Below are 21,783 nucleotides of genomic sequence, written 5' to 3' on the forward strand. Positions count from 1 at the left end.
TGGAGAATATAAAATGAACATATTAAGTATTAAAAATATATCAAAAACATATTGTGGGAAAGTTCCATTTAAAGCCTTGGATAAAGTTAGTATAAATATAGAAAAAGGAGAGTTCGTAGCTATTATGGGACCATCTGGAAGTGGTAAATCTACTCTTTTAAATATAATATCTACAGTTGACAAACAGAATGAAGGGAAAGTTATATTAGATGGATGTGACATAAGTGAATTAGAAGGAGAAAAGCTTGCTGAATTTAGAAGAAAACAACTTGGTTTTGTATTTCAAGATTTTAACTTAATTGATACTCTAACTGTTGAAGAAAATATCATGTTACCACTTACATTAGATGGTGCGAATGTTAAAGATATGAATAGACAAACCATAAACGTAGCTAAATTTTTAGGTATTGATAATCTTTTAGATAGGAGAATCTATGAAATTTCAGGAGGTCAGGCTCAAAGATGTGCTATTGCCAGGGCAATTATAAATAGACCATCACTACTACTTGCAGACGAACCAACTGGAAATCTTGATTCAAAATCTACTGATGATGTTCTAAGATTATTTACTAAGATAAATAAAGAACAAAATGTAACTACACTTATGGTAACACATGAAGCATATAGTGCAAGTTACTCAGATAGAGTGATTTTTATAAAGGATGGGTGTGTATATACAGAAATAAAAAAATCTGGAAGCAGTAATTCTTTTTATGATGAAATACTATCTGTATTGTCTCAGATAGGAGGTGCAAGATAGTGAGCTTTAGAAGGTTTGCTTATAATAATATAGTTAGGAACTTTAGTGCATATTTAGCATATTTTTTAAGTTCAGTTTTTTCTATAATGATATTTTTTGTCTTTGCTGTATCTATGTTTCATCCAATCATAGCAGATTCAGGAATCCAAAATGGCTCTACTGCGTTTATGGCTCTTATGGTTTCAGAATTAATAATACTAGGGTTTAGCTTGCTTTTTATATTGTATTCTTTAGGAAATTTCTTAAAATATAGATTAAAAGATTTTGGAATATTGATAATAATTGGAATGAGCAATAGACAATTAAAAAGATTGATATTAATTGAGAACTTGATAATAGGTTCCTTAGCAATAATACTGGGAATATTACTTGGTCTATCAGTCTCTAAATTGTTTTTATTGTATTTAAGTAAGTTATTTTATATAAACTTAACAGCAATTTATTTTCCATTAAAAGCAATACTGATGACAGTCATATGTTTTACAATTTTGTTTTTAATAACAGGACCATTAAGCTTAAAGTTATTGAATAAGAATAATGTTTTAGAGCTTTTAGTAGGAACAAGAAAGCCTAAAAAAGATATAAAGACTTCAAAGTTGCTTGGAGTAATTTGTATAGTATGTCTTATAATAGGATATGCTATGATACTATTTGGTAACAAGTTAAAAATAAATGGAGGTATGTATACAATAACGTTATTAATCATTTTGGGTACATTTTTATTTTTTTCTCAATTTATAATTTTAATATTAAAGTATTTAAAAAATAAAGAAAAGTTTTATAAAAGAAAAGTGAATATGTTACTTATAAGTAATCTAATGTATAAATTAAAAGATAATACAAGGTTGCTGTTTTTAATGACAATACTTTTATCAGCTACTTTAGTAGCATTTACAACAACTTCATCACTTGTAAGTTCTCAAGGAGAATCTTCTAAAAACAACTTCCCAATGGTTTACTCATATTTCTCAGAAGATAATAATGAGAAAGAATATGAAGAATTGCAACAAATTAGAAAGACAATTAAAAGATATGATTATAAAGAGCTGAGTTTCCCTATACTTAAACATAATAGAGATGCGATATTAAGTGTAAAAAATTATAATGCATTGTCGAAACAATTAAAATTAGATGAGGTGAATCTCAAAAAAGATGAAGGTATATTAATTCCTGGTAGTAATTCACAAGAACACATAAAGTCTCTAAAACAAGTAAAAAATTATAATATAAAAAGAATAAATATAAAAATAAAAGCATCATCAAATAATATAATTTTTCCTACTGGAATGTTCAATAAAATTATAATTATAAATGATAGTTTATATAATGATATAGAAAATGAATTTTCAAAACTGAGTTTTTATGGATTTGATTATAATAACTGGCAAACTAGTGCTAATATAACTGAAAATCTAAAAGAAAAGCACTTTAATTTGGATAGAGAATATATTAGGTCATACTTTTTAACTTTACCAGACATGTATTTAGTGGAATTACAACAAAGTAAAATTCTACAATTTATGGGTATTTTTATAGGTGTGATACTTTTTATGGGTGTTTTAAGTTTTTTATATTTTAGATTATATACAGATGAGCCATATGATAAAGTTAAATACAAAAACTTATCAAAAATAGGTCTATCTTTTAAAACTATGAATAAGATTGTTAGTATAGAGATAGGTACATTATTTTTCATACCATATTTTATAGCAATTGCAAACACCATACTTTCTCTATTCTTTTTAAATAATATATTAAATAGTAGTTTTAACTTAGAAAATCTGGGTATATTACTAGTGCTCTCATCTATATATACACTTTATTTTTATCTGTTAAAAAATTTTTATATTAGAAAAGTTTGGTTTTTTGATTAAAGTGGTATATAATAGATATATAAAATTAATATTTAAAAAGTAGTTAATATTAAGGGAGGGCATTTGCACCTCCCTTGTAATATGTGGAAAATTGAATATTAGAAGAAGGAGGAGACTTGATGGAAAATCAACAATTATTAGGAACAGAACGAATTAGCAAATTACTACTTAAATATTCTATACCAGCGATAATAGGTATGTTGGTAAATAGTTTATATAATGTAGTAGATAGAATCTTTATTGGAAATATACCAGGAGTTGGGCCACTTGCAATAACAGGTCTTGGTGTCACAATGCCGATAATGACAATAATACTTGCATTTGGTATGTTGATAGGTATAGGAACAACTACTACTATATCAATAAAACTTGGGCAAGGTAAAGTAGAAGAGGCAAGAAAACTTATAGGAAATGCAATGACATTATCTGTAATAACAGGAATTATTATAATGATACTTGGAATCTTATTTGCAAATAAGATACTTACATTATTTGGAGCAAGTGAAAATACCCTTATATATGCAAAATCATATATAAATATTATATTATTAGGTACAGTAGTAAATCTTCTTTCCTTTTCTTTAAACCACTCAATAAGAGCTGATGGTAGCCCTAAAATTTCAGCAGGAATAATGATAATAGGATGTTTAACTAATATAGTTTTAGACTGGATATTAATATTTGGATTCAATTTGGGAATACAAGGGGCTGCAATTGCTACAGTAACTTCTCAAGCTCTTACAGCTGTTTTAACTATAGGATATTATATAAGTGGAAAATCAAACTTAAGATTTAGTAAATCTAATCTAAAATTAGATAAGAAACTAATAAAAGCAGTATTTGCAATAGGTATGTCTCCATTTGCAATGCAACTTGCAGCAAGTTTGGTTCAAGTCATATCAAATATTGCACTTAAAACTCATGGTGGAGATTTAGCTATAGGTGCTATGGCTACAATTTCTTCTATCGCAATGGTATTTTTAATGCCTATCTTTGGAATAAATCAAGGAGCGCAACCTATTATAGGTTTCAATTATGGAGCTGAAAAATACGATAGGGTTAAAAAAGCATATTTAGGTTCATTAGTAGTAGCTACTATAATTTTATGTATGGGTATGGTAGTAGTCATGGTTTTCCCAGAGGCGATTATAGGAATATTTAATAAAGACCCTGAGCTTATGAGTATATCTGTTGATGGTTTAAGAATATATCTACTTATGTTGCCAATTGTGGGCTTATCAGTTACAGGAACAAACTTTATACAATCTATAGGAAAAGCCAAAATGGCAATGTTATTAAGTCTTTTAAGACAAGTAATTTTATTGATACCAGCAGTACTAATTCTTCCTACATTCCTAGGTTTACAGGGTGTATGGACAGCTCAACCAGTGTCTGACTTTATAGCTACAGTAATTACAGGTGTAGTCGTATTTAGAGAGTTAAAAAGATATACTCCTAAGAGTGAAAGATTAAATGAAAGTGAAAAACTAAATGAGATAACAACTGAATAAGAAATATAAATTCAGATAATTGAGCAAGAAATTGCAAAAAATACAATTATATGATAAAATAAAACCGCTGTCAAGGATAAGAGAAATTCTAATTATGGAGTGATTTTATGGAATTTACAAAGAAAAGCAAATTAAAAAATATGTATGTAAACATGAATGTAGCAAGAATGTTGTCTAAGATAAATGAGTATAAAGGTAGACAACTGCTTTACAAAAAACAACCAAAAGAAATTTTAGAAAGATTAGAAAAAAAATCTTTAGTAGATTGTTCTGAATCTACATACATTGGAAATCAAAGAGATAGTAGTAATTTTAATTTAGAGAAATTAATAAGTAATGAAGTTACACCTAGAAGTAGAGAAGAATTGAGCATTGTTGAATACAGAGATGTAGTAAAAACTATTAATAGTGCTTATGAAAGTATTCCAATAAGTTCACAAACAATTCTTGAGCTTCATGGATACTTATATAAATTTTCATCTACTAGAGGAGGAAGCTACAAATCAGATAATGATTTTATTGAACACAATTTAAAATGTGGTGAATTCATAAGTATTGATTCAGGTGTAAATAAGGTGGAAAAAGCTGTAGAAGAAATATGTGAAGCTTATAATACATTGATGGAGGAAGATGAAATTGATATATTAATATTAATTTCTGCATTTGTGTTAGATTTCATATTGATACATCCATTCAAAGAAGGTAATATAAAAATGGCGAGAGTACTTATCCTATTGTTGCTAAATAAAAATGGATATGAAGTTGGAAGATATATAAGTTTAGGAAAAATATTTGATGATAGTTCATATGAATATTACAGTAATTTAAATTATTTGAAATCGTCTATAGGCAGTGAGAAAGCAGATATGAATGCATGGATTGAGTACTTTTTAGAAACAATATTGACTGCATATGAGAAGTTGGATGATAGTTTAAATATATCTGATAAGAAAAGACAAACCAAAACTAGTAGAATAGAAAAAATAATAAATTCTACTCTTGGATATTTTACAAAAGAAGATATAAGAGATTTATGTCCTGATATTCCAGAACCTACAATAAATAGAGTTTTTAACAATCTAAGAAAACAAGATAAGATAGAGGTTGTTGCAAGAGGTAGAAGCGCAAAATGGAAGAAAAAATATTAAAAAATATTTAAATAATTGTAATGGTATAGTGTTTTAACACTATACCATTTTTATTAAAATTATAAACATTATTTAGGCTAGAATATCTATTTTTTATTATATCTTTAATATTTTCTGTAATTAATACACATAATATTTTATTGTTTTTACTTTTAAGATTATTTAAAATTTGTATCTTTATTTATTTTATGATTTGGCAACAGAATAGAATGGTTATATTTGTGAAATAATAATATAAAAATAATCTTAGGAGTGAGCTTATGAAGAAAAAATTATTATATATAAATGTAAATTCAAAACCTGAAGACTTATCTTCAAGCAAAACTGTAGCAAGAAAATTTATAAATAAATTTATGGAAGAAAACAAGGATTTTGAGGTTGAAGAAATAGACCTTTATAAAGAGCATATACCAAGACTTGAATATCAGTACTTTGAAAAGAGAAATTGCATAGTTAATGAAGAAGATGCTAAGAAGTTGGATGATAAGGATAGAAAAGAGATTACAAAGATTAGAAGCCTTTGTGACCAATTTGTTAGTGCAAGTGTATACGTAATAGCTGCACCTATGTGGAGCTTATCTTTTCCAGCACCACTTAAAGAATATATAGACTGTATAATTCAAGATGGAAAAACTATATCATTTGAAGGTAATGATAAGCCACAAGGAATTTTAAACGATATTGATAGAAGTATGGTATATATACAATCTTCAGGTGGACACATACCATGGGTATTGAAACCAGTTATGAATAAAGGATTAAATTATGTGGAAAGTATAATGAAATTTATAGGAATTAAGAAATTTGATGAATTATTAGTAGATGGAACTGGAACTAGTGAAGAAGAAAGACAAAGTGCAATAGAGAAAGCATCTGAAAAGATAGAAGGTATAATAGATTCTATGAAGTTCTAATTATAATATTTTATTAAAAATATAAAGGAAAAACCTCTTTTAATGTAGAAACTTATATTGAAGGAGGCGAAAATCATGCGAGAAGAAAAAAGTAATGAAAAGTATGATTGTTATTGGTGTAATCAAGAAAATAATTTCTGTGTAGAGATAAAAGACAATGTAGTTATGATAGATGATGGCACTGGTATATTAAAACAAGCCGTTTTCATAGGGTATAAACAAATCCAAGTTAATTTAAATTGTTCACATTGTCAAAACTTAAATAGGATAAAATTAAATTTGTAGAACCTTAACATGGAGATTATTAGAAAGAATTAAAAATAGAAAGTATTAATATTTAGACTGAAAATTATATTGTATACAATTAAGGGTGATTTAAGTAATATTGTATTTTAATATTTATTTTCAGTCTTACTTTATTGAAATTATTTTTTAGAAATATCTGGGAAATAGGTATCTACTAATTTTTCGGAAATATTCTTTAATTGGTCAGCCATTGAAGTCAAACTCAATAAGGCTATCAGTAAATCATCTTTATTTTCTGGAGTTATTGTTACATCTTCAAAATTAGAATCTATAAAGTTTGGTATATTCTTTCTTTGATTTTCTTTTATAGACATAAATTTTTCATAACAACTAACTAAGTCATCTTCATTGAAATCATCTTTTTCATACACACCATGTAAGATTCTTTTAATTTCTTGTATTGTAAGTGTATTTTTCATAGAATAAATAATTATCATTTGTAAAATTTGTTCTTTAGTATACTTTTTCCCCTTAATAGGTTTGATTAATCCCTCTTTACTGTAATTGTTTATCATAGTTTTAGTAAGAATTTTGTCACTCTCAAATCTCTTATTAGCAGAAAGCTTATTGTCAATTAAAGAAATAATTTGGTCCATGTATAAATCAATAGAAGGAATATCATTTGAAGTTATATCAGCATTATCTAGTGTTTCTAGTATTATAGTATTAAGTTCATTATTCATCATATGCTACCTCCATAATATATATAATACAATAAATTAGAAAATAAAACAATATTGAGTCTTGTAAAAAGAATATAAAGTGGTATAATTAAATATATAATATAGTAATGAAAACTATATCGATAAATTTGATTTTTAAAATACATAATTGTAGGAGGACAAAATGTATCAATTTTTTTTGAAGGGTAGAGACCCGATAAGTAGCTTAACTCACTTTATAGGAGCTTGTTTATCTCTTTTAGCAACTATAATTTTAGTTTTTCAATCTGTATCATTGCAAGAGACCTCTCTTTTGATGATAGTATCTGTATCGATATTTGGGTTGTCACTAATTGCTCTATATAGTGCAAGCTCATATTATCATTTTTTAAAAGGAACACCAGAGCAAGAATTGTTTTTTAGAAAAGTTGACCATGCAATGATTTATGTATTAATTGCTGGTTCCTATACACCAATATGTCTAAGTTTTATGGAAAAAAAGGAAGGCATAATATTTGTTACAGCAATATGGATAGTAGCCTTTATTGGTATAATAATAAAAATCTTTTGGATGGATGCTCCTAGATGGTTGTCTACAAGTATATACTTACTTATGGGTTGGGCAATTGTCTTTGATATAAATGCATTCAATTCAATACCTAAAGATTGCCTCAAGTTATTGATTATGGAGGGAATATCTTATTCTATAGGTGCGATTATTTATATTATTAAAAAGCCTAATATAAGTCCTGAATTTGGTTTTCATGAAATCTTTCATATTTTTATTATGATAGGTTCTTTATTTCATTTTTTAGCTGTTTTGTTGTATGTTTTATAATTTAAAAGGTTTGATTGATACTAAAATTCTACAATAAATAAAATGGAACTGTCTTATATATATTGTATTTTCTACAATAAGACAGTTCCTTATTATAAATATTAAATTTTATTTATAATAAATTTTGATAAAAATAGTACATCCAAAATGCCTATTCCATAATTCCTTTAATGTACTTCTCATTTACGACATATAGTTTGAATTTATGTACTATAATTATGTCCTCTAAATTCTCTGAAACACTAACAATTCTAACACATTTATTTCTAATTTCTACAGGTAAATCTAAATCATTTGTTAAATTCACATAGTCATCATATTTATACATAAAATCATCCCTTTACATTAAGATATACTTATTATACTATATTTTAATAAGTTTTTTTAAATTATTACAATTTTTCCCGAAATTTCATTTTTTATACATAAAATTTCCAAATTAGGTAAAGATTAAATTTATAATTGTACAAATAAAAAGTCTATATAAAATATTTTATTCAATTTTACAAATAACTATTGCCAATTTTTGAAAAATATATTATTATTAATAGTAACAAAAAACTGTAAATTTAGAATATTAATAAAAATTACTTGGGAGGAAATTATCATGGTGAGATTAGATATAGTAAAATTAAATACAAAATTAAATCATCACCATCATCATAGATTAAAGGGATTGTAATATGAAATTAATTCATAGACACAAGCCCTGTTTTTAGTGCAATTGGTCTTGTATCTATGATGGGAAGTAATTTTAAGAGAAAATTATAGCCATATAGGTATAAAGCCTATATGGCTTTTTATTATTTTAAATTTACAAAGGGAAGAGCAATTTTAATGAAAAGGGTGATAATATGAAGTTTTTAAGGATTGAAGATGAAGTTATTTATTCTAAAAAAAGATATAAATTAAAAAGAGAAATAGATAAACTTTTTTTAGATGAAGAATATTTTCAAATAGAGCCACAACTATTTGAAGAATACGATGAGTTTACGAGTATTAATAATAAAATTCCAGAAGAATCGATGGTAAAGGTTGTAAATGGAAAAGTAATGGTACTTAGAGCTGATATAACTACAAGTATAATAAAAAGTCTTGTTCCAAGATGGGAAGATGGTTTAAAGCTTAAACTTTTTTATAATTCATCAATATATAAAAATAAAAATACAGTTGGAATAAAAGAGATAAGACAGATAGGTTGCGAATGTCTAGGAGAATCTTCTGTAGAAGCAGATAGAGAAGTAGTAAAACTAGCTCTTAAGATACTTGAGAAATATAACAATAAGTTTATATTAGAAGTTGGAAGTAGCAAGTATATTAATGGTCTACTAGAAGAATTAAATTTAAATAAGAATTGTGAAAATCAAATTAAAAATTTATTGTATACGAAAAATACTCATGAATTAAAACTATATATTGAAGAGTTAAAAATTAAAAATGAAGTAAAGGAATTATTATCAAATATTTTAAGTTTACAAGGAAATTTATGTGATGTTATTGAAAAGTCAAAAAATTTCTATTGTAATGATAAGATGAAACAAGCACTTGAAGAATTAAAGCAAATAAATAACTTAATTGAAGAGTGTAATTTCTTAGATAAGGCTAGATTTGATTTATCAATGATTACAATGCTTGATTATTATGAAGGTGTTATGTTTAGAGGTTATTATCCAAACTCGTATAAAGAGATTTTGAGTGGTGGAAGATATGATTCTCTAACTAAAGAATATGGAAAAGAAATACCCGCTATTGGGTTTACATTAAGTGTTGATGAGTTAATGAAATATGTATATAAATAGGATTTAAAAGGAGGGGTTATTTTGGATTATTTGACTATAGCACTAGCAAAAGGAAGAATAGAAGGAGAATCGTTTAAAAAATTTAAAAAAATGGGTCTAGGGGACAGTATAGACACAGATACAAGAAAGTTAATCTTTAAAGATGAAGAAAATAAAATAATATATATACATGTCAAGCCATCAGATGTAGTTACATATGTTGAAAAAGGAGTAGCAGACCTTGGTATAGCAGGAAAAGATACTATTTTAGAGAATGAAACAGATGTATATGAAATATATGATTTAGGTTTTGGGAAGTGTAAATTTGCTGTAGCAGGATTAAAGGGCGACAGTATATATAGAGAAGATGAGTATTTAAAAGTAGCTACAAAGTATCCAAATATAGCTAAAAAATATTTTAAGGAGAAAGGTCAAAAAATTGAAATAATAAAATTAAATGGTTCCGTAGAATTAGCTCCAATAGTAGGATTATCAGATGTAATTGTAGACATAGTTGAGACAGGTAATACACTTAAAGCAAATGGTCTTGAAATATTGGAAGATATATGTGATATAAGTGCTAGAATTATATCAAATAGAGCTAGTTATAGATTTAAATATGAACAAATTCAAAATATAATTCGTTTATTTGAAGAACTAGATAACTAAAATACAATTAAGAAGGAGGAGTTTAAATTGAGAGAAAAAGAAAGTATAAGAGAATTAAAGGGATATGAACCAAACCATGTGAATTGCAAAGTAAAACTTGATGCAAATGAAGGAAGTAAGAAGTTGTTTAAGCATCTTATTAAAGAGATTTCTGATAGTGATATAGACTTAAATTTATATCCTGAAGATTCTTATAGTGAATTGAAAGAGTCTATAATAGATTATATAAATATTTCTGGAGTAAGTAAGAAAAATCTTTTAGTAGGAAATGGTTCAAGTGAAATAATTGATTTGATAATACATACTTTTGTAGATAAAAATGAAGTGATATTAAGTTTCTCTCCAAGTTTCAGCATGTATTCTATATATAGTCAAATAAATGGCTCTAAGTTTATAGGTGTTGAAAGTGACGAAAATTTAGTTATAAACATAGATAATGTAATTGAAAAAGTCAAAGAAAACAATCCTAAAATAGTAATTGTATGTAATCCAAATAATCCAACTGGAACAATACTAAAGAGGGAAGATGTAATAAAACTCTTAGATTCAACTGACAGTTTAGTAGTTTTGGATGAAGCATACATGGATTTTGGAGAAGAAAGTATGTTGAGTGATGTTTTTAAGTATGAAAATCTAATAGTTCTTAGAACTTTATCAAAGGCATTTGGATTGGCTGGAATAAGAACAGGATATATGTTATCTAATAGTAGTTTAATAGACTCTGTTGAAAAGGTAAGACCTCCATATAATTTAAATTCATTATCAGATTTTATTGCTACAAGAGCTCTTAGAAATAAAGATATAGTGAAAGCTTATATAAATGAAGTAAAAGAAGAAAGAGAAGTTTTATATAAAGAAATGATTTATATAGGAATTAAGGCATATAAATCACAAGCAAATTTTATATTGTTCTATTCTGAAATTGAAAATCTATCACAAAAACTTATTGATAGAGGGGTGCTAATAAGGGAATTTAGTGGTAAGTTAAAAAATTATTATAGAGTTACGATTGGTGATAAAGAAGAGAATACCATATTTATGGATGCTATAAGAGATATTTTGAAAAAGGAGAAATAGGTATGAGAATTTGGAGTATAGAAAGAAATACTTTTGAAACACAAATTTCAGTAGAACTAAATATTGATGGTTCTGGTAAAGCTGAAATAGATACTGGAATAGGATTTTTAGACCATATGCTTACATTGATGGCATTTCATGGCAAGTTTGATTTAAAGGTGCTTTGTAAAGGTGATATATATGTAGATGACCATCATAGTGTTGAAGATATTGGTATAGCTATAGGGGAAGCATTTAAAAATGCTTTAGGTGATAAAAAAGGAATAAGAAGATATTCTACTATCTATATACCTATGGACGAATCTCTATCAATGGTAGCAATAGATATAAGTAATAGACCATATCTTGTATTTAATGCTAAATTTGATACTCAAATGCTTGGTAATATGAGTACTCAGTGTTTTAAAGAATTTTTCAGAGCTTTTGTAAATGAATCTAGAGTAACATTACATATTAATCTTTTATATGGAGAAAATGACCATCATAAAATAGAAAGCATATTTAAAGCTTTTGCAAGAGCTTTAAAAGAAGGAAGTGAAATAATTTCCAATGAGATAGCATCTTCAAAGGGGGTTTTGTAGAATGAATATAATAGTAGACTATGGTCTTGGAAATATAGATTCTGTATCTAGAGGTTTTAAAAAAGCTGGAATAGAAACTAAAATTTCTAGTGATATAAATGAAATTAAGAACGCAAATTCGCTTATACTTCCAGGTGTTGGGGCTTTTAGAGATTCTATAAATGCTTTAGATGAACTAGGATTGATACCAATATTAAGAGAACATGCTTCAAAAGGAAAATTTCTGATAGGTATATGTTTAGGTATGCAATTACTTTATGAGAAAAGTTATGAGTATGGAGAATATGAAGGATTAGGACTTATAAAAGGGAGTATTGATAAATTAGATATAAGTTTAAAAGTGCCACATATGGGATGGAATAATCTAAAATTTAATAAAGAAGATGATATACTTAAATATATTAAGGAAGATGACTATGTATACTTTGTTCACTCATATTATGCAAATTCATCAAATGAAGAACTTATTGCATTTTCAGAGTATGAAAAGAAAATTCCTGCTATCGTTAGAAAAAATAATGTATATGGTATACAATTTCATCCGGAAAAAAGTGGAGAAGTAGGTTTAAATATATTAAAAGCATATGGGGAGATGATAAAATGATAATATTTCCAGCAATAGATGTAAAGGATAACAAGTGTGTCAGACTTACTCAAGGAGATTTTGATAAAGTAAATGTATATTATGATAATCCATTAGAAGTAGCAAACAAATGGAAAGATGAAGGCGCAGAATATATACATATAGTAGATTTAAACGGAGCTAGAAGTGAATTTGGTGTAAATACAGAAACAATTGAAAAGATAGCAAACAATATAGATATACCTATTCAAGTAGGCGGAGGAGTTAGAGATAAGGAAAAAGTCCAAAGTTTAATAAAAGCTGGTGTTACTAGAGTAATCCTAGGTAGTATAGCTATTGAAAATTTAAATTTGGTTGAAGAATTAGTCAACGAATATAAAGATAAAATAGTAGTCTCTATAGATGCTAAAGATGGAAAGGTAGCAGTTAGAGGTTGGGAAGTTGTAAGTAATGTGGATTCTCTAACATTGTGTAAACAACTTGAAAAAATAGGTGTGCAAACCATTGTTTATACAGATATATCAAAAGATGGAATGTTACAAGGTCCAAATTTTGATATATATGAAAAAATATCAAATGAAACATCACTAAATGTCATTGCTTCAGGAGGAGTAACCTCTATAGATGATGTTAGAAGATTGAAAGATATGAATCTATATGGTGCTATAATAGGTAAGGCACTATATGACAAAAAGATAGACTTTAAGGAGGCACAACAAATATGCTTACTAGAAGAATAATACCATGTCTAGATGTAAGGAATGGAAGAGTTGTAAAAGGTAAGAAATTCAAAGACATAGTGGATGTTGACAGTCCAGAGGTACTTGGGAAGTTTTATAGTGATTGTGGTGCAGATGAACTTGTATTTTATGACATAACTGCATCAAACGAAGACAGAAAGACATCTTTAGAATTTGTAACAAAGGTTGCAGAAAATATAAATATACCATTCTGTGTTGGTGGAGGCGTAAATAAGTTAGAAGATTTTACTGATATTTTAAGAAAAGGTGCTGATAAAGTTTCTATAAATTCATCAGCAGTCAAAAATCCTGAATTAATAAGGGAAGCATCATTAAAATTTGGAGCACAATGTGTTGTTTTATCAATAGATGCAAAGAAAAATGAAGAAGGTTCATGGAGTGTATATGTAAAAGGTGGTAGAGAAAAGACTAGTCTTGATGCAATTGAGTGGGCTGTTAAGGGTGTAGAGCTTGGAGCAGGGGAAATCGTTGTAAATAGTATGGATGAAGATGGAATGAAAAATGGATATGACATAGAATTGTTATCAAAAATAACTTCTTTAGTGAATGTGCCTGTTATAGCATCAGGAGGTGCTGGTAAAATGGAAGATTTCTATGAGGCTGTAAAAGAATCTAATGTGGATGGAATTTTAGCAGCATCTGTATTTCATTTTGGAGAAATAAAAATAAATGATTTGAAGAAATATTTAAAAAACATGGGTGTAGAAGTAAGATTATAAGCAAGATATCTAATAGGGGGTTGAAAAGATGGAAAATAAATGTAGCAATGTATACAGTGAGGAAACAGAAGACTTTATAAAAGGTGTAAAATTTGATGATAAGGGTCTAGTTCCTGTTGTTGCTCAAGATGTAGTGAGTAAAGATGTGCTAATGTTGGCATATATGAATGAGGAGGCTATAAAGAAAACATTAAAAGATAAAGTAGCTTGTTATTTTAGCAGAAGTAGACAAGAACTTTGGATTAAAGGTGAGACGTCTGGAAATATTCAGAAAGTTGTTAAGATGTCTTATGATTGTGATGTAGATACTATATTACTTTTAGTTGAGCAAACTGGTGTAGCTTGTCATACAGGAAACTATTCTTGTTTTTATAGAGATTTGTTTGATGATACTGATAAAATGGGATTTGAAGTAGAAAAAAGTATATTGAAAGAACTATATGATTTAATAAATGAAAGAAAAAATAATCCTATTGAAGGCTCATATACTAATTATCTTTTTGATAAAGGTATAGATAAAATTCTTAAAAAAGTTGGTGAAGAAAGTAGTGAGGTAATTATAGCGTCAAAGAATACAGATAAGAGTGAACTTATTTATGAAATTAGCGATTTAGTATATCATACATTAGTCTTAATGATAGAAAAGGATGTTAAAATTGATGAAATAAAGAAAGAGTTACTTAACAGAAGAAAATAAAATAAGATAGATTGATAAAAAATAAGAAAATATACCGCTTTTTATAAAAAGCGGTATATTTTCTTATTCTTTATTTTAAATTTGTAGAATAGTCTGTAAATTTCTTGGTGCAATTTATTATATATATAATTTATTAATAAAATAATTATATTTCATTACTTATTTTAGAAAAAATAAAATTATCTAATTATATTTAAGTCAAATAATATGAAAATAAATTTTATATTAAAAAATAGTAATAAAAATAGTGGTTTTATAAAAAAATAGAGTTAAATATAAACAATTAGAAAACGTTTTCAAAACTAATATTTTATTTTTTTATTAAAAAATAAAATATTAGTTTTGATTTCTGGTTTAAGTTGGGTTATAATAAATTGTCAAATTATTTATTATTATAAAATAGACTATAAAACAAGTAAAAGTCATACTATTTATAAAAGACATATAAAATAGGAAATTACAGAAATACAAATAAAATGTTTTTGAGAAATGGTGAAATTTTATTGCAAGAAATTTAAAACGATTTCAACTTAATAAGTATAATCTATTTTACTTGTTATAAATATACAATGTATATTATACAATATAAAAAATACATGTACTTTTAAGAAATATTATTAGATTTGGATTTTTAATTTTTATAATTTTTTAAAAGCTTTAAGCTATCATAAAAGTAAAAGATTACAAACGTTTAGTAGAGATTATTTTATTTTAATAAATAATAAAAACTATTTTTCTATAATATTGGCATAATATATGCTTATATAACTATGAAATTAAATAAGTTTAAGTAGGAGGAAGAAAATGGGAAGTAACGAACTAAAAAAGACACTTGGCGTGTCAGCAGCATTATCTACTGTTGTTGGTTCCGTTATAGGAGCTGGTGTATTCTTTAAACCACAAGCAGTTTATACATTGACTGGAGGAGCTCCAGGTCTTGGTATATTAGCATGGTTAATAGCTGGAATCATAACTATAACAGCTGGTCTTACAGCTGCAGAGGTATCAGTAGCGATACCAAAAACTGGTGGAATGATGGTATATATAAAAGAAATTTATGGAGAAAAATTAGGATTTTTAACTGGATGGATGCAAATTGTACTATTCTATCCTGGTATGATGGCTGCGTTGGGTGTTATATTTGGAGAGCAAGCTTCAGCTTTAATTGGTAGCCCATCATTATTACTTCCAATAGCTATTGGAATTATAGTAATAGTTGCAGGATTGAATATGCTTGGTTCAAAAACTGGAGGAGCTATACAGACAGTTTCTACAATATGTAAATTAATACCACTTATTTTGATAATGATTGTTGGATTTATTAAAGGTGGTGGAGATAATCCAATACTTACACCTATGGTTGGTGAGGGATTAAGTCTAGGTAGTGTATTAGGTCAGGTTTTAATTGCTATACTATTTGCATTTGATGGTTGGATGAATGTTGGTACTTTAGCTGGAGAAATGAAAAATCCTGGAAAAGACCTTCCAAAAGCTATAATAGGTGGATTATCAGTTGTTATGGCTGTTTACTTTATAATAAACTTAGCATACCTTTGGGTATTACCAGCTAATGAATTAGCAAATTATGCTTCTCCTGCATCAGCAGTTGCTGAAGTTATATTTGGTTCAATTGGTGGGAAAATAATATCTGTAGGTATATTAATTTCAGTATTCGGAGCATTAAATGGATTCTTATTAACTGGTTCAAGAGTTGCATATACTTTAGCTACAGATAAGACTTTACCAAAGTATGGTACTTTTTCTAAATTAAATTCTGCTCAAGTTCCAGCAAATGCTATAACATTAGTATCTGTTATTGCATCTATATATGCTTTATCAGGTCAATTTAACTTATTAACTGATTTAGCAGTATTTGCGACTTGGATATTTTATGTATTAACATTTATAGGAGTAATGAAACTTAGAAAAACTCATCCAGATATGCCAAGAGAGTATAAAGTGCCATTATATCCAATAGTTCCAATAATAGCTATAGCAAGTGGTATATTTGTTGTAGTTAATCAATTATGTTTTGCAGGTATGAAAACTACTATGATATCTATAGGAGGCCTTATAATAACAGCTATAGGCTTACCAGTGTATGCTTATATGACTAGAGGGACAAAAAGAGAATCTAAGTAGCTTATAAATACTTTATAATTATGTTAAAAATAAAATCCCAATCTATTTATAGATAGATTGGGATTTTATTTTTGATTTTTTGGAAATGAAATTGAAAATCTAAATAATTGTTTATTCTGATGTATTTTGTTTATAAGTATTTTTTTAAAATAATCAAATTAAATTATATCTGTATAGTAGAAGATATATATAACATTTTGAAAATTAAATCTTTCTATTATAAATAACATAATATTGTGTTAATAAGAAAAAATTACCTAATTAATATAATGATTTATGAATAAAGTTAGTAATTTTTATTTGATAAAAATATTAGTTAACATAAATACATAATGTATACATGAAAAATTTGCAATATCATTGTTTTAGTACTTATTTCCTGTTTAATATTTCTAATTTATAAAAAACAATTTATAAATTTTAAAAATTAGAAATGACATTTTAACTAGAATTAATTGTAAAAAACACTATATAATACTCAATTTTCAACATTCTATACAATTATACATAAATTATACAGCATAATAATCATCAAAATAACAAATTTTAAAAATTAAGCAAAACTTTTTGTCGAAGTTCAACGTCTATATATATGTAGTGTAAATTTTGGGTATAAAATACTACAAAAATATAAATGTAAAAATATAGCAATATTGGAGGTCGAACGATGAGAAATAAAAAGAAAAAAATAAATAGAAAGAAATTATATGTACTTTTAAGTGCTATTGTAGTATGTCTAGCTTTTATAATAGTTGGTATACGAGTTAGCTCTTTAAATGTTAAAGAAGACGAAATTAGTAGAAATACAAAATTGTCAAGTTCTACTATTACAGATATAGTATCTAATACAACAACGGAAATTAGCAAAGGGCCAAGTAAGAGTTCTGGAAAAGTAGCATACATAACTATAGATGATGGTCCATCTAAATTTACCGACCAGATGATAAAAACTCTAAATAAATATAATATTAAAGCAACTTTTTTTATGATAGATGGCAATATGAAGGAATATCCACAACAAGTTAAAAATATAATTAAAAGTGGGAACACAGGAGGTTTCCATAGTGTATCACATGATATTCATAAGCTTTATGTTACTAGTACATCAGCAAAAGAGGAATTTGATACAAATGACCAAACTTTTTACAAAATAACTGGTAAACATTCAAAAGTAATAAGAATACCTTATGGAAGTAAACCATATACACCACAAGCTTCTTATCAAGCTTTAGTTGATGCTGGATACAAGATTTGGGACTGGGATTTAGATACAGAGGACTGGAGATCTAATTCTGCTCAAATCTTACAAAATGTGAAAAATCATGTTAAGAATAGAAAAGGCGAGGATAAAGACCAACTTGTAGTTTTAATGCATGAGAAAAAGCAAAGTGCAGAAGCTTTAGATTCAGTTTTAAAATTCTTATCAGATGAAGGTTATGAATTTGCAGCAGTGGATCAAAATCAGATACCAAAAAATTATTGGTTGCGTAATTTAGAGTAGTTAAAATATAAGAGCATTAATTGATATTTTAGAAATTGAGAATAAAAATGAGTGAGGTGTAGATATATTGAATAAAAAACTTTATATAGGAATGGTCGGAATACTATCTTTAATGATGGTTGGTTGCAACAAAAGTTTGGCAAAAGTAAATGATGTGGAAATTACAAAAGAGCAATATCAAAAAACAAAAGCAGTTTTATCTGCTACTAATAGTTATATAAATGGGCAATCTTTAGATGAATTGGAAAAAACTTTGGATAAAAAAGGTAGAAATAAATTAGAAAATGTTATAATATCGTTTATGGTGGATAATGAACTTTTATATCAAGAGGCTAAGGATAAAGGATTAACTCCAACTAAAAGCGAAGTAGACTCAAAGTATCAAGAACTAGAAGATAATATGAATTTGAATACGAGTTACAAAGAAAAAATGGACAAAGCAGGTGTTGATAAAGCATACTTAAAACAAGAAATATCTAAAGATTTAGCCATAGATAAAAATAAGAAAGCCTTTGAAGATAGAATAAATGTAAGTGATGTGGATATGGAATCCTATTATACGAAACATAAAAAAGATTTTAATGTAGAAGAAGTAAATGCTTCTCAGATACTTATATCAACTTTAGATAAAAACAAAAAGGAAGTAAGCAAAGATAAGAAAGAAGCTTTAAAGAAAAAGGCAGATAACATATTAACTAAAATCAAAAACGGAGAAAGTTTTGAAGAATTGGCTAAAAAATATTCAGATGACAAAGCAACTGGAAAAAACGGAGGACAGCTAGGATATTTCACAAAAGAAGATAAAAATGCTGAGTTTACAAAAGAAGTGTTCAAATTAAAGAAAAATGAAGTTTCAAATGTATTTGAAACTAGTTATGGATATCATATAGTCAAAGTTACTGATAAAAGAGAAAGACAAAAAAGTTTTAATGAGTGTCAGAGTTTAATAAGAGAATCTATTTTAAATGAAAAGTATATTGAGCATATAAAGAAATTGAATGAAGATGCAAAAATAGACAGATAGAATCTCTAAAGACTCAATCCTAGCCTGTAATCGGAGGGAGATTTTACAGGAATGTTTAAGAGTTTAAAGAGAACGAAGGTTGAGAAATACATTATCGATAATAAAGACTCTTTTTATAGAATTGCATATAGTTATACAAAGAATGAAGAAGATGCCTTAGATGTGGTTCAAGAAGCCATGTATAAGGCTCTATATTCAGTGGAAAATATTAAAGAAGTAAATTATATAAAGACATGGTTTTATAAAATTTTAGTTAGAACTAGTATAGATTTTATTAGGAAAAACCGTAAATATAATAACATGACAGATATTGACCATATAGATGAAACTGGAGAATGTGATAAATATACTGATTTAGATTTAAAAAGAGCTTTAGAAGAATTACCTATTGAGTATAAATCTATTATAATATTAAGATTTTTTGAAGATTTAAAGATTGAAGAAGTGGCAATAATATTGGATGAAAATGTGAATACTGTTAAAACTAGGCTATATACTGCTTTAAAAAAACTAAAATTAAAAATTGAAGAGTAGGGATAAAAAGAATGACGAGCAAAGAAAGGTTAGATAAGTTAAAAGAGGAGTATCATAAAATTCCAATACCAAAGAAACTAGATACTATAATAAATCATGAGAAAATAGAAAATATATATTATGAGAAAAATAAGAAAGTAAATAGATTAAGATTTAAAGTTGCAATAGCTTTTGCTTGTATGTTTACAGTATTAGTAAATATAAGTCCTGTATTTGCAGATAATTTCTCTAAGATACCTATAATTGGAGGAATAGTAGAAGTAATAACTATAAAAAATTATAGCTTAAAGAGTGAAAATTATGAAGCTAAGATTGATATTCCTAAGATACAAGGTTTAAAAGATAAAAACTTAGAAAAGCGTTTAAACAGTAGCTTTATGGAAGATGGAAAAAGGCTTTATGATGAATTTCAACAGAGGATGGAAAAGATAGAATTATCAAAGAATAAGGGACATAAGTCTTTAAGTTTGAGTTATAGTGTTAAAAATAATTCTAAAGATTTCCTCTCAATAGAAATGACAAAAAATGAGATAGAAGCATCATCTTATGTTAGTAAAATACATTATAATGTTGATAAGAAAAGACAAATAGTTTTGACTTTACCTATGCTTTTTAAGGATGATAAATATATAAAAGTTATTAGTAATAATATAAAAGAACAGATGAGAGAGCAGATGAAAAAGGACAATACAAAATCATATTTTATAGACCAAGAAAAAGATTTATCTGCTGAAGATTTTAAAACTATCAACAAATATCAAGATTTTTATATTAATAAAGATGGAAATCTTGTAATCAGTTTTGATGAATATGAAGTAGCACCTGGTTATATGGGAGCAGTAGAATTTGTAATACCATATAAAGTAATAAAAGATTTGTAAATTGAATAGTAGTTTATATATAAATACATTAAGGAGGTCAACATGAATACATGTAAAAAACTTAAAAAATCTATATTTAAAATTGCTATAGTTTCAATATGTTTATTAATATCATTAGTAAATATAAAACCTATATTTGCAAGTTCTTCTAATGAGACTCTAAACAATAATACAATAAAGGTTGTAAATGCTAAGAATCTCAATTTTAAGCAAGGTAATTATGAAGTGAAAATTAGTATTCCCAAAATAGAGGGTTTAAAAGATAAAGATTTAGAGAATAAATTAAATAATGAGTTTTTGCAAGATGGAAAAAAACTTTACAATCAATTTAAAAATGAAATGAAAAAAGAAAATAATAAAGGTCATAGATATTTAAATGCAAGTTATAATGTTAAAAACAATTCTAAGGACTTTTTATCCATAGAAATGAAAAAAGAAGAGATAGAAGCTTCTTCAACTGTAACTAAAAAGCACTATACTATTGATAAAAATAGAGAAATACTATTAAATTTGCCAATATTTTTTAAAGATAGTAGATATATAAGAGCTATAAGTGATAATATAAAAGAGCAGATGAGAAATCAGATTAAAAAGGATAATACAAAATCCTATTTTATTGACCAAGGAAAAGATTCACCAGTAAAGGATTTCGAATCTATAAATAAGTATCAAGATTTTTATATTAATAAAAGTGGAAACCTTGTAATTAGTTTTGATGAATATGAAGTAGCACCTGGTTATATGGGAGCAGTGGAGTTTGTAATACCAAATAAGGTGATAAAAAACCTAAGATAGATATATAGAAGATTTTTAGATAGACTTG

General features: G+C 26.6%; 23 protein-coding genes. 21 read left to right on the forward strand and 2 right to left on the reverse strand.

Translation table 11 applies throughout. From position 1 onward, the window contains the following. Positions 1-13 precede the first annotated feature (13 nt). The 6 genes from ACTG46_RS08395 (at position 14) to ACTG46_RS08420 (ending at position 6,492) form a co-directional block, all read left to right on the forward strand. Positions 14-760: an ABC transporter ATP-binding protein gene (locus ACTG46_RS08395; protein ID WP_054270031.1), complete on the forward strand. Its 747-nt coding sequence runs from the start codon at positions 14-16 to the stop codon at positions 758-760. Continuing rightward, the gene (locus ACTG46_RS08400) at positions 760-2,634 is read left to right on the forward strand and encodes an FtsX-like permease family protein (RefSeq protein WP_479923930.1); all 1,875 of its coding nucleotides are present in this window, start codon (positions 760-762) and stop codon (positions 2,632-2,634) included. The genes ACTG46_RS08395 and ACTG46_RS08400 overlap by 1 nt, the downstream gene beginning before the upstream one ends. Positions 2,635-2,753: 119 nt before the next feature. Beyond that, positions 2,754-4,145 carry an MATE family efflux transporter gene (locus ACTG46_RS08405; protein ID WP_054270033.1) on the forward strand — a complete coding sequence of 464 codons (1,392 nt, stop codon included), beginning with the start codon at positions 2,754-2,756 and terminating at the stop codon, positions 4,143-4,145. Positions 4,146-4,252: 107 nt separating this feature from the next. Further along, on the forward strand, positions 4,253-5,293 hold the full coding sequence (locus ACTG46_RS08410) for a Fic family protein (RefSeq protein ID WP_054270034.1): 1,041 nt from the start codon (positions 4,253-4,255) through the stop codon (positions 5,291-5,293). Between the two features lie 260 nt (positions 5,294-5,553). Then, positions 5,554-6,207 (forward strand): FMN-dependent NADH-azoreductase, encoded by a 654-nt coding sequence (locus ACTG46_RS08415; RefSeq protein WP_054270035.1) that lies wholly within the window; start codon positions 5,554-5,556, stop codon positions 6,205-6,207. Positions 6,208-6,282: 75 nt separating this feature from the next. Next, entirely contained in the window at positions 6,283-6,492 is a 210-nt protein-coding gene (locus ACTG46_RS08420) for a hypothetical protein (RefSeq protein ID WP_021384315.1), read from the forward strand. 140 nt (positions 6,493-6,632) lie between these two features. On the opposite strand, the gene ACTG46_RS08425 is transcribed toward ACTG46_RS08420, so the two are convergent. Next, positions 6,633-7,199 carry a DUF1836 domain-containing protein gene (locus tag ACTG46_RS08425; protein ID WP_065388383.1) on the reverse strand — a complete coding sequence of 189 codons (567 nt, stop codon included), beginning with the start codon at positions 7,197-7,199 and terminating at the stop codon, positions 6,633-6,635. A 160-nt stretch (positions 7,200-7,359) separates the two neighbouring features. Between ACTG46_RS08425 and trhA the strand changes: the two genes are divergently transcribed. Next, a complete protein-coding gene (gene trhA, locus ACTG46_RS08430; protein WP_054270036.1) occupies positions 7,360-8,013 on the forward strand; it encodes a PAQR family membrane homeostasis protein TrhA in 654 nt (217 codons plus the stop codon). Positions 8,014-8,164: 151 nt separating this feature from the next. Here trhA and ACTG46_RS08435 read toward each other — a convergent pair whose 3' ends face one another. After that, positions 8,165-8,341 carry a hypothetical protein gene (locus ACTG46_RS08435; RefSeq protein ID WP_003420092.1) on the reverse strand — a complete coding sequence of 59 codons (177 nt, stop codon included), beginning with the start codon at positions 8,339-8,341 and terminating at the stop codon, positions 8,165-8,167. 526 nt (positions 8,342-8,867) lie between these two features. Between ACTG46_RS08435 and ACTG46_RS08440 the strand changes: the two genes are divergently transcribed. The 14 genes from ACTG46_RS08440 (at position 8,868) to rsiV (ACTG46_RS08505) (ending at position 21,755) form a co-directional block, all read left to right on the forward strand. Beyond that, positions 8,868-9,812, forward strand: a complete 945-nt coding sequence (locus ACTG46_RS08440) for an ATP phosphoribosyltransferase regulatory subunit (protein ID WP_054270037.1) — start codon at positions 8,868-8,870, stop codon at positions 9,810-9,812. A gap of 21 nt (positions 9,813-9,833) precedes the next feature. Beyond that, a complete protein-coding gene (gene hisG, locus ACTG46_RS08445) occupies positions 9,834-10,460 on the forward strand; it encodes an ATP phosphoribosyltransferase (protein WP_021384322.1) in 627 nt (208 codons plus the stop codon). Between the two features lie 27 nt (positions 10,461-10,487). Next, positions 10,488-11,537: a histidinol-phosphate transaminase gene (gene hisC / locus ACTG46_RS08450; protein WP_479923931.1), complete on the forward strand. Its 1,050-nt coding sequence runs from the start codon at positions 10,488-10,490 to the stop codon at positions 11,535-11,537. A gap of 2 nt (positions 11,538-11,539) precedes the next feature. Then, entirely contained in the window at positions 11,540-12,118 is a 579-nt protein-coding gene (gene hisB / locus ACTG46_RS08455; protein ID WP_054270039.1) for an imidazoleglycerol-phosphate dehydratase HisB, read from the forward strand. A gap of 1 nt (position 12,119) precedes the next feature. Next, a complete protein-coding gene (hisH, locus tag ACTG46_RS08460; RefSeq protein WP_479923932.1) occupies positions 12,120-12,722 on the forward strand; it encodes an imidazole glycerol phosphate synthase subunit HisH in 603 nt (200 codons plus the stop codon). Continuing rightward, positions 12,719-13,441 (forward strand): 1-(5-phosphoribosyl)-5-[(5-phosphoribosylamino)methylideneamino]imidazole-4-carboxamide isomerase, encoded by a 723-nt coding sequence (gene hisA / locus ACTG46_RS08465; RefSeq protein WP_054276529.1) that lies wholly within the window; start codon positions 12,719-12,721, stop codon positions 13,439-13,441. Before hisH ends, hisA begins: the two co-directional genes overlap by 4 nt. After that, on the forward strand, positions 13,423-14,181 hold the full coding sequence (hisF, locus tag ACTG46_RS08470; RefSeq protein ID WP_054270042.1) for an imidazole glycerol phosphate synthase subunit HisF: 759 nt from the start codon (positions 13,423-13,425) through the stop codon (positions 14,179-14,181). The genes hisA and hisF overlap by 19 nt, the downstream gene beginning before the upstream one ends. Before the next feature lie 28 nt (positions 14,182-14,209). Next, positions 14,210-14,878, forward strand: a complete 669-nt coding sequence (gene hisIE / locus ACTG46_RS08475) for a bifunctional phosphoribosyl-AMP cyclohydrolase/phosphoribosyl-ATP diphosphatase HisIE (protein ID WP_074179011.1) — start codon at positions 14,210-14,212, stop codon at positions 14,876-14,878. An 804-nt stretch (positions 14,879-15,682) separates the two neighbouring features. Then, complete coding sequence (locus ACTG46_RS08480; protein ID WP_074179012.1) at positions 15,683-17,020, forward strand: APC family permease; 1,338 nt, start codon at positions 15,683-15,685, stop codon at positions 17,018-17,020. Between the two features lie 667 nt (positions 17,021-17,687). Beyond that, a complete protein-coding gene (locus ACTG46_RS08485; protein ID WP_479923933.1) occupies positions 17,688-18,521 on the forward strand; it encodes a polysaccharide deacetylase family protein in 834 nt (277 codons plus the stop codon). 67 nt (positions 18,522-18,588) lie between these two features. Further along, positions 18,589-19,545: a peptidylprolyl isomerase gene (locus ACTG46_RS08490; protein WP_054270046.1), complete on the forward strand. Its 957-nt coding sequence runs from the start codon at positions 18,589-18,591 to the stop codon at positions 19,543-19,545. A gap of 51 nt (positions 19,546-19,596) precedes the next feature. Continuing rightward, positions 19,597-20,079 carry an RNA polymerase sigma factor gene (locus tag ACTG46_RS08495; RefSeq protein ID WP_021384362.1) on the forward strand — a complete coding sequence of 161 codons (483 nt, stop codon included), beginning with the start codon at positions 19,597-19,599 and terminating at the stop codon, positions 20,077-20,079. Between the two features lie 11 nt (positions 20,080-20,090). Then, complete coding sequence (gene rsiV, locus ACTG46_RS08500) at positions 20,091-20,960, forward strand: anti-sigma-V factor RsiV (protein WP_479923934.1); 870 nt, start codon at positions 20,091-20,093, stop codon at positions 20,958-20,960. Between the two features lie 27 nt (positions 20,961-20,987). Beyond that, positions 20,988-21,755, forward strand: coding sequence for an anti-sigma-V factor RsiV (gene rsiV / locus ACTG46_RS08505; protein ID WP_479924062.1), 768 nt, complete (start codon positions 20,988-20,990; stop codon positions 21,753-21,755). Positions 21,756-21,783 lie beyond the last annotated feature (28 nt).

It is taken from the genome of Clostridioides sp. LIBA-7678, from assembly GCF_056716065.1.

Excerpts from the sequence above, each read along its gene's own strand:
- ACTG46_RS08395 (WP_054270031.1), top strand. The coding sequence starts at position 14 with ATGAACATATTAAGTATTAAAAATATATCAAAAACATATTGTGGGAAA.
- ACTG46_RS08405 (WP_054270033.1), top strand. The coding sequence starts at position 2,754 with ATGGAAAATCAACAATTATTAGGAACAGAACGAATTAGCAAATTACTA.
- ACTG46_RS08410 (WP_054270034.1), top strand. The coding sequence starts at position 4,253 with ATGGAATTTACAAAGAAAAGCAAATTAAAAAATATGTATGTAAACATG.
- ACTG46_RS08415 (WP_054270035.1), top strand. The coding sequence starts at position 5,554 with ATGAAGAAAAAATTATTATATATAAATGTAAATTCAAAACCTGAAGAC.
- ACTG46_RS08420 (WP_021384315.1), top strand. The coding sequence starts at position 6,283 with ATGCGAGAAGAAAAAAGTAATGAAAAGTATGATTGTTATTGGTGTAAT.
- ACTG46_RS08425 (WP_065388383.1), bottom strand. The coding sequence starts at position 7,199 with ATGATGAATAATGAACTTAATACTATAATACTAGAAACACTAGATAAT.
- trhA (WP_054270036.1), top strand. The coding sequence starts at position 7,360 with ATGTATCAATTTTTTTTGAAGGGTAGAGACCCGATAAGTAGCTTAACT.
- ACTG46_RS08435 (WP_003420092.1), bottom strand. The coding sequence starts at position 8,341 with ATGTATAAATATGATGACTATGTGAATTTAACAAATGATTTAGATTTA.
- ACTG46_RS08440 (WP_054270037.1), top strand. The coding sequence starts at position 8,868 with ATGAAGTTTTTAAGGATTGAAGATGAAGTTATTTATTCTAAAAAAAGA.
- hisB (WP_054270039.1), top strand. The coding sequence starts at position 11,540 with ATGAGAATTTGGAGTATAGAAAGAAATACTTTTGAAACACAAATTTCA.
- hisH (WP_479923932.1), top strand. The coding sequence starts at position 12,120 with ATGAATATAATAGTAGACTATGGTCTTGGAAATATAGATTCTGTATCT.
- hisA (WP_054276529.1), top strand. The coding sequence starts at position 12,719 with ATGATAATATTTCCAGCAATAGATGTAAAGGATAACAAGTGTGTCAGA.
- hisF (WP_054270042.1), top strand. The coding sequence starts at position 13,423 with ATGCTTACTAGAAGAATAATACCATGTCTAGATGTAAGGAATGGAAGA.
- hisIE (WP_074179011.1), top strand. The coding sequence starts at position 14,210 with ATGGAAAATAAATGTAGCAATGTATACAGTGAGGAAACAGAAGACTTT.
- ACTG46_RS08480 (WP_074179012.1), top strand. The coding sequence starts at position 15,683 with ATGGGAAGTAACGAACTAAAAAAGACACTTGGCGTGTCAGCAGCATTA.
- ACTG46_RS08485 (WP_479923933.1), top strand. The coding sequence starts at position 17,688 with ATGAGAAATAAAAAGAAAAAAATAAATAGAAAGAAATTATATGTACTT.
- ACTG46_RS08495 (WP_021384362.1), top strand. The coding sequence starts at position 19,597 with ATGTTTAAGAGTTTAAAGAGAACGAAGGTTGAGAAATACATTATCGAT.
- rsiV (WP_479923934.1), top strand. The coding sequence starts at position 20,091 with ATGACGAGCAAAGAAAGGTTAGATAAGTTAAAAGAGGAGTATCATAAA.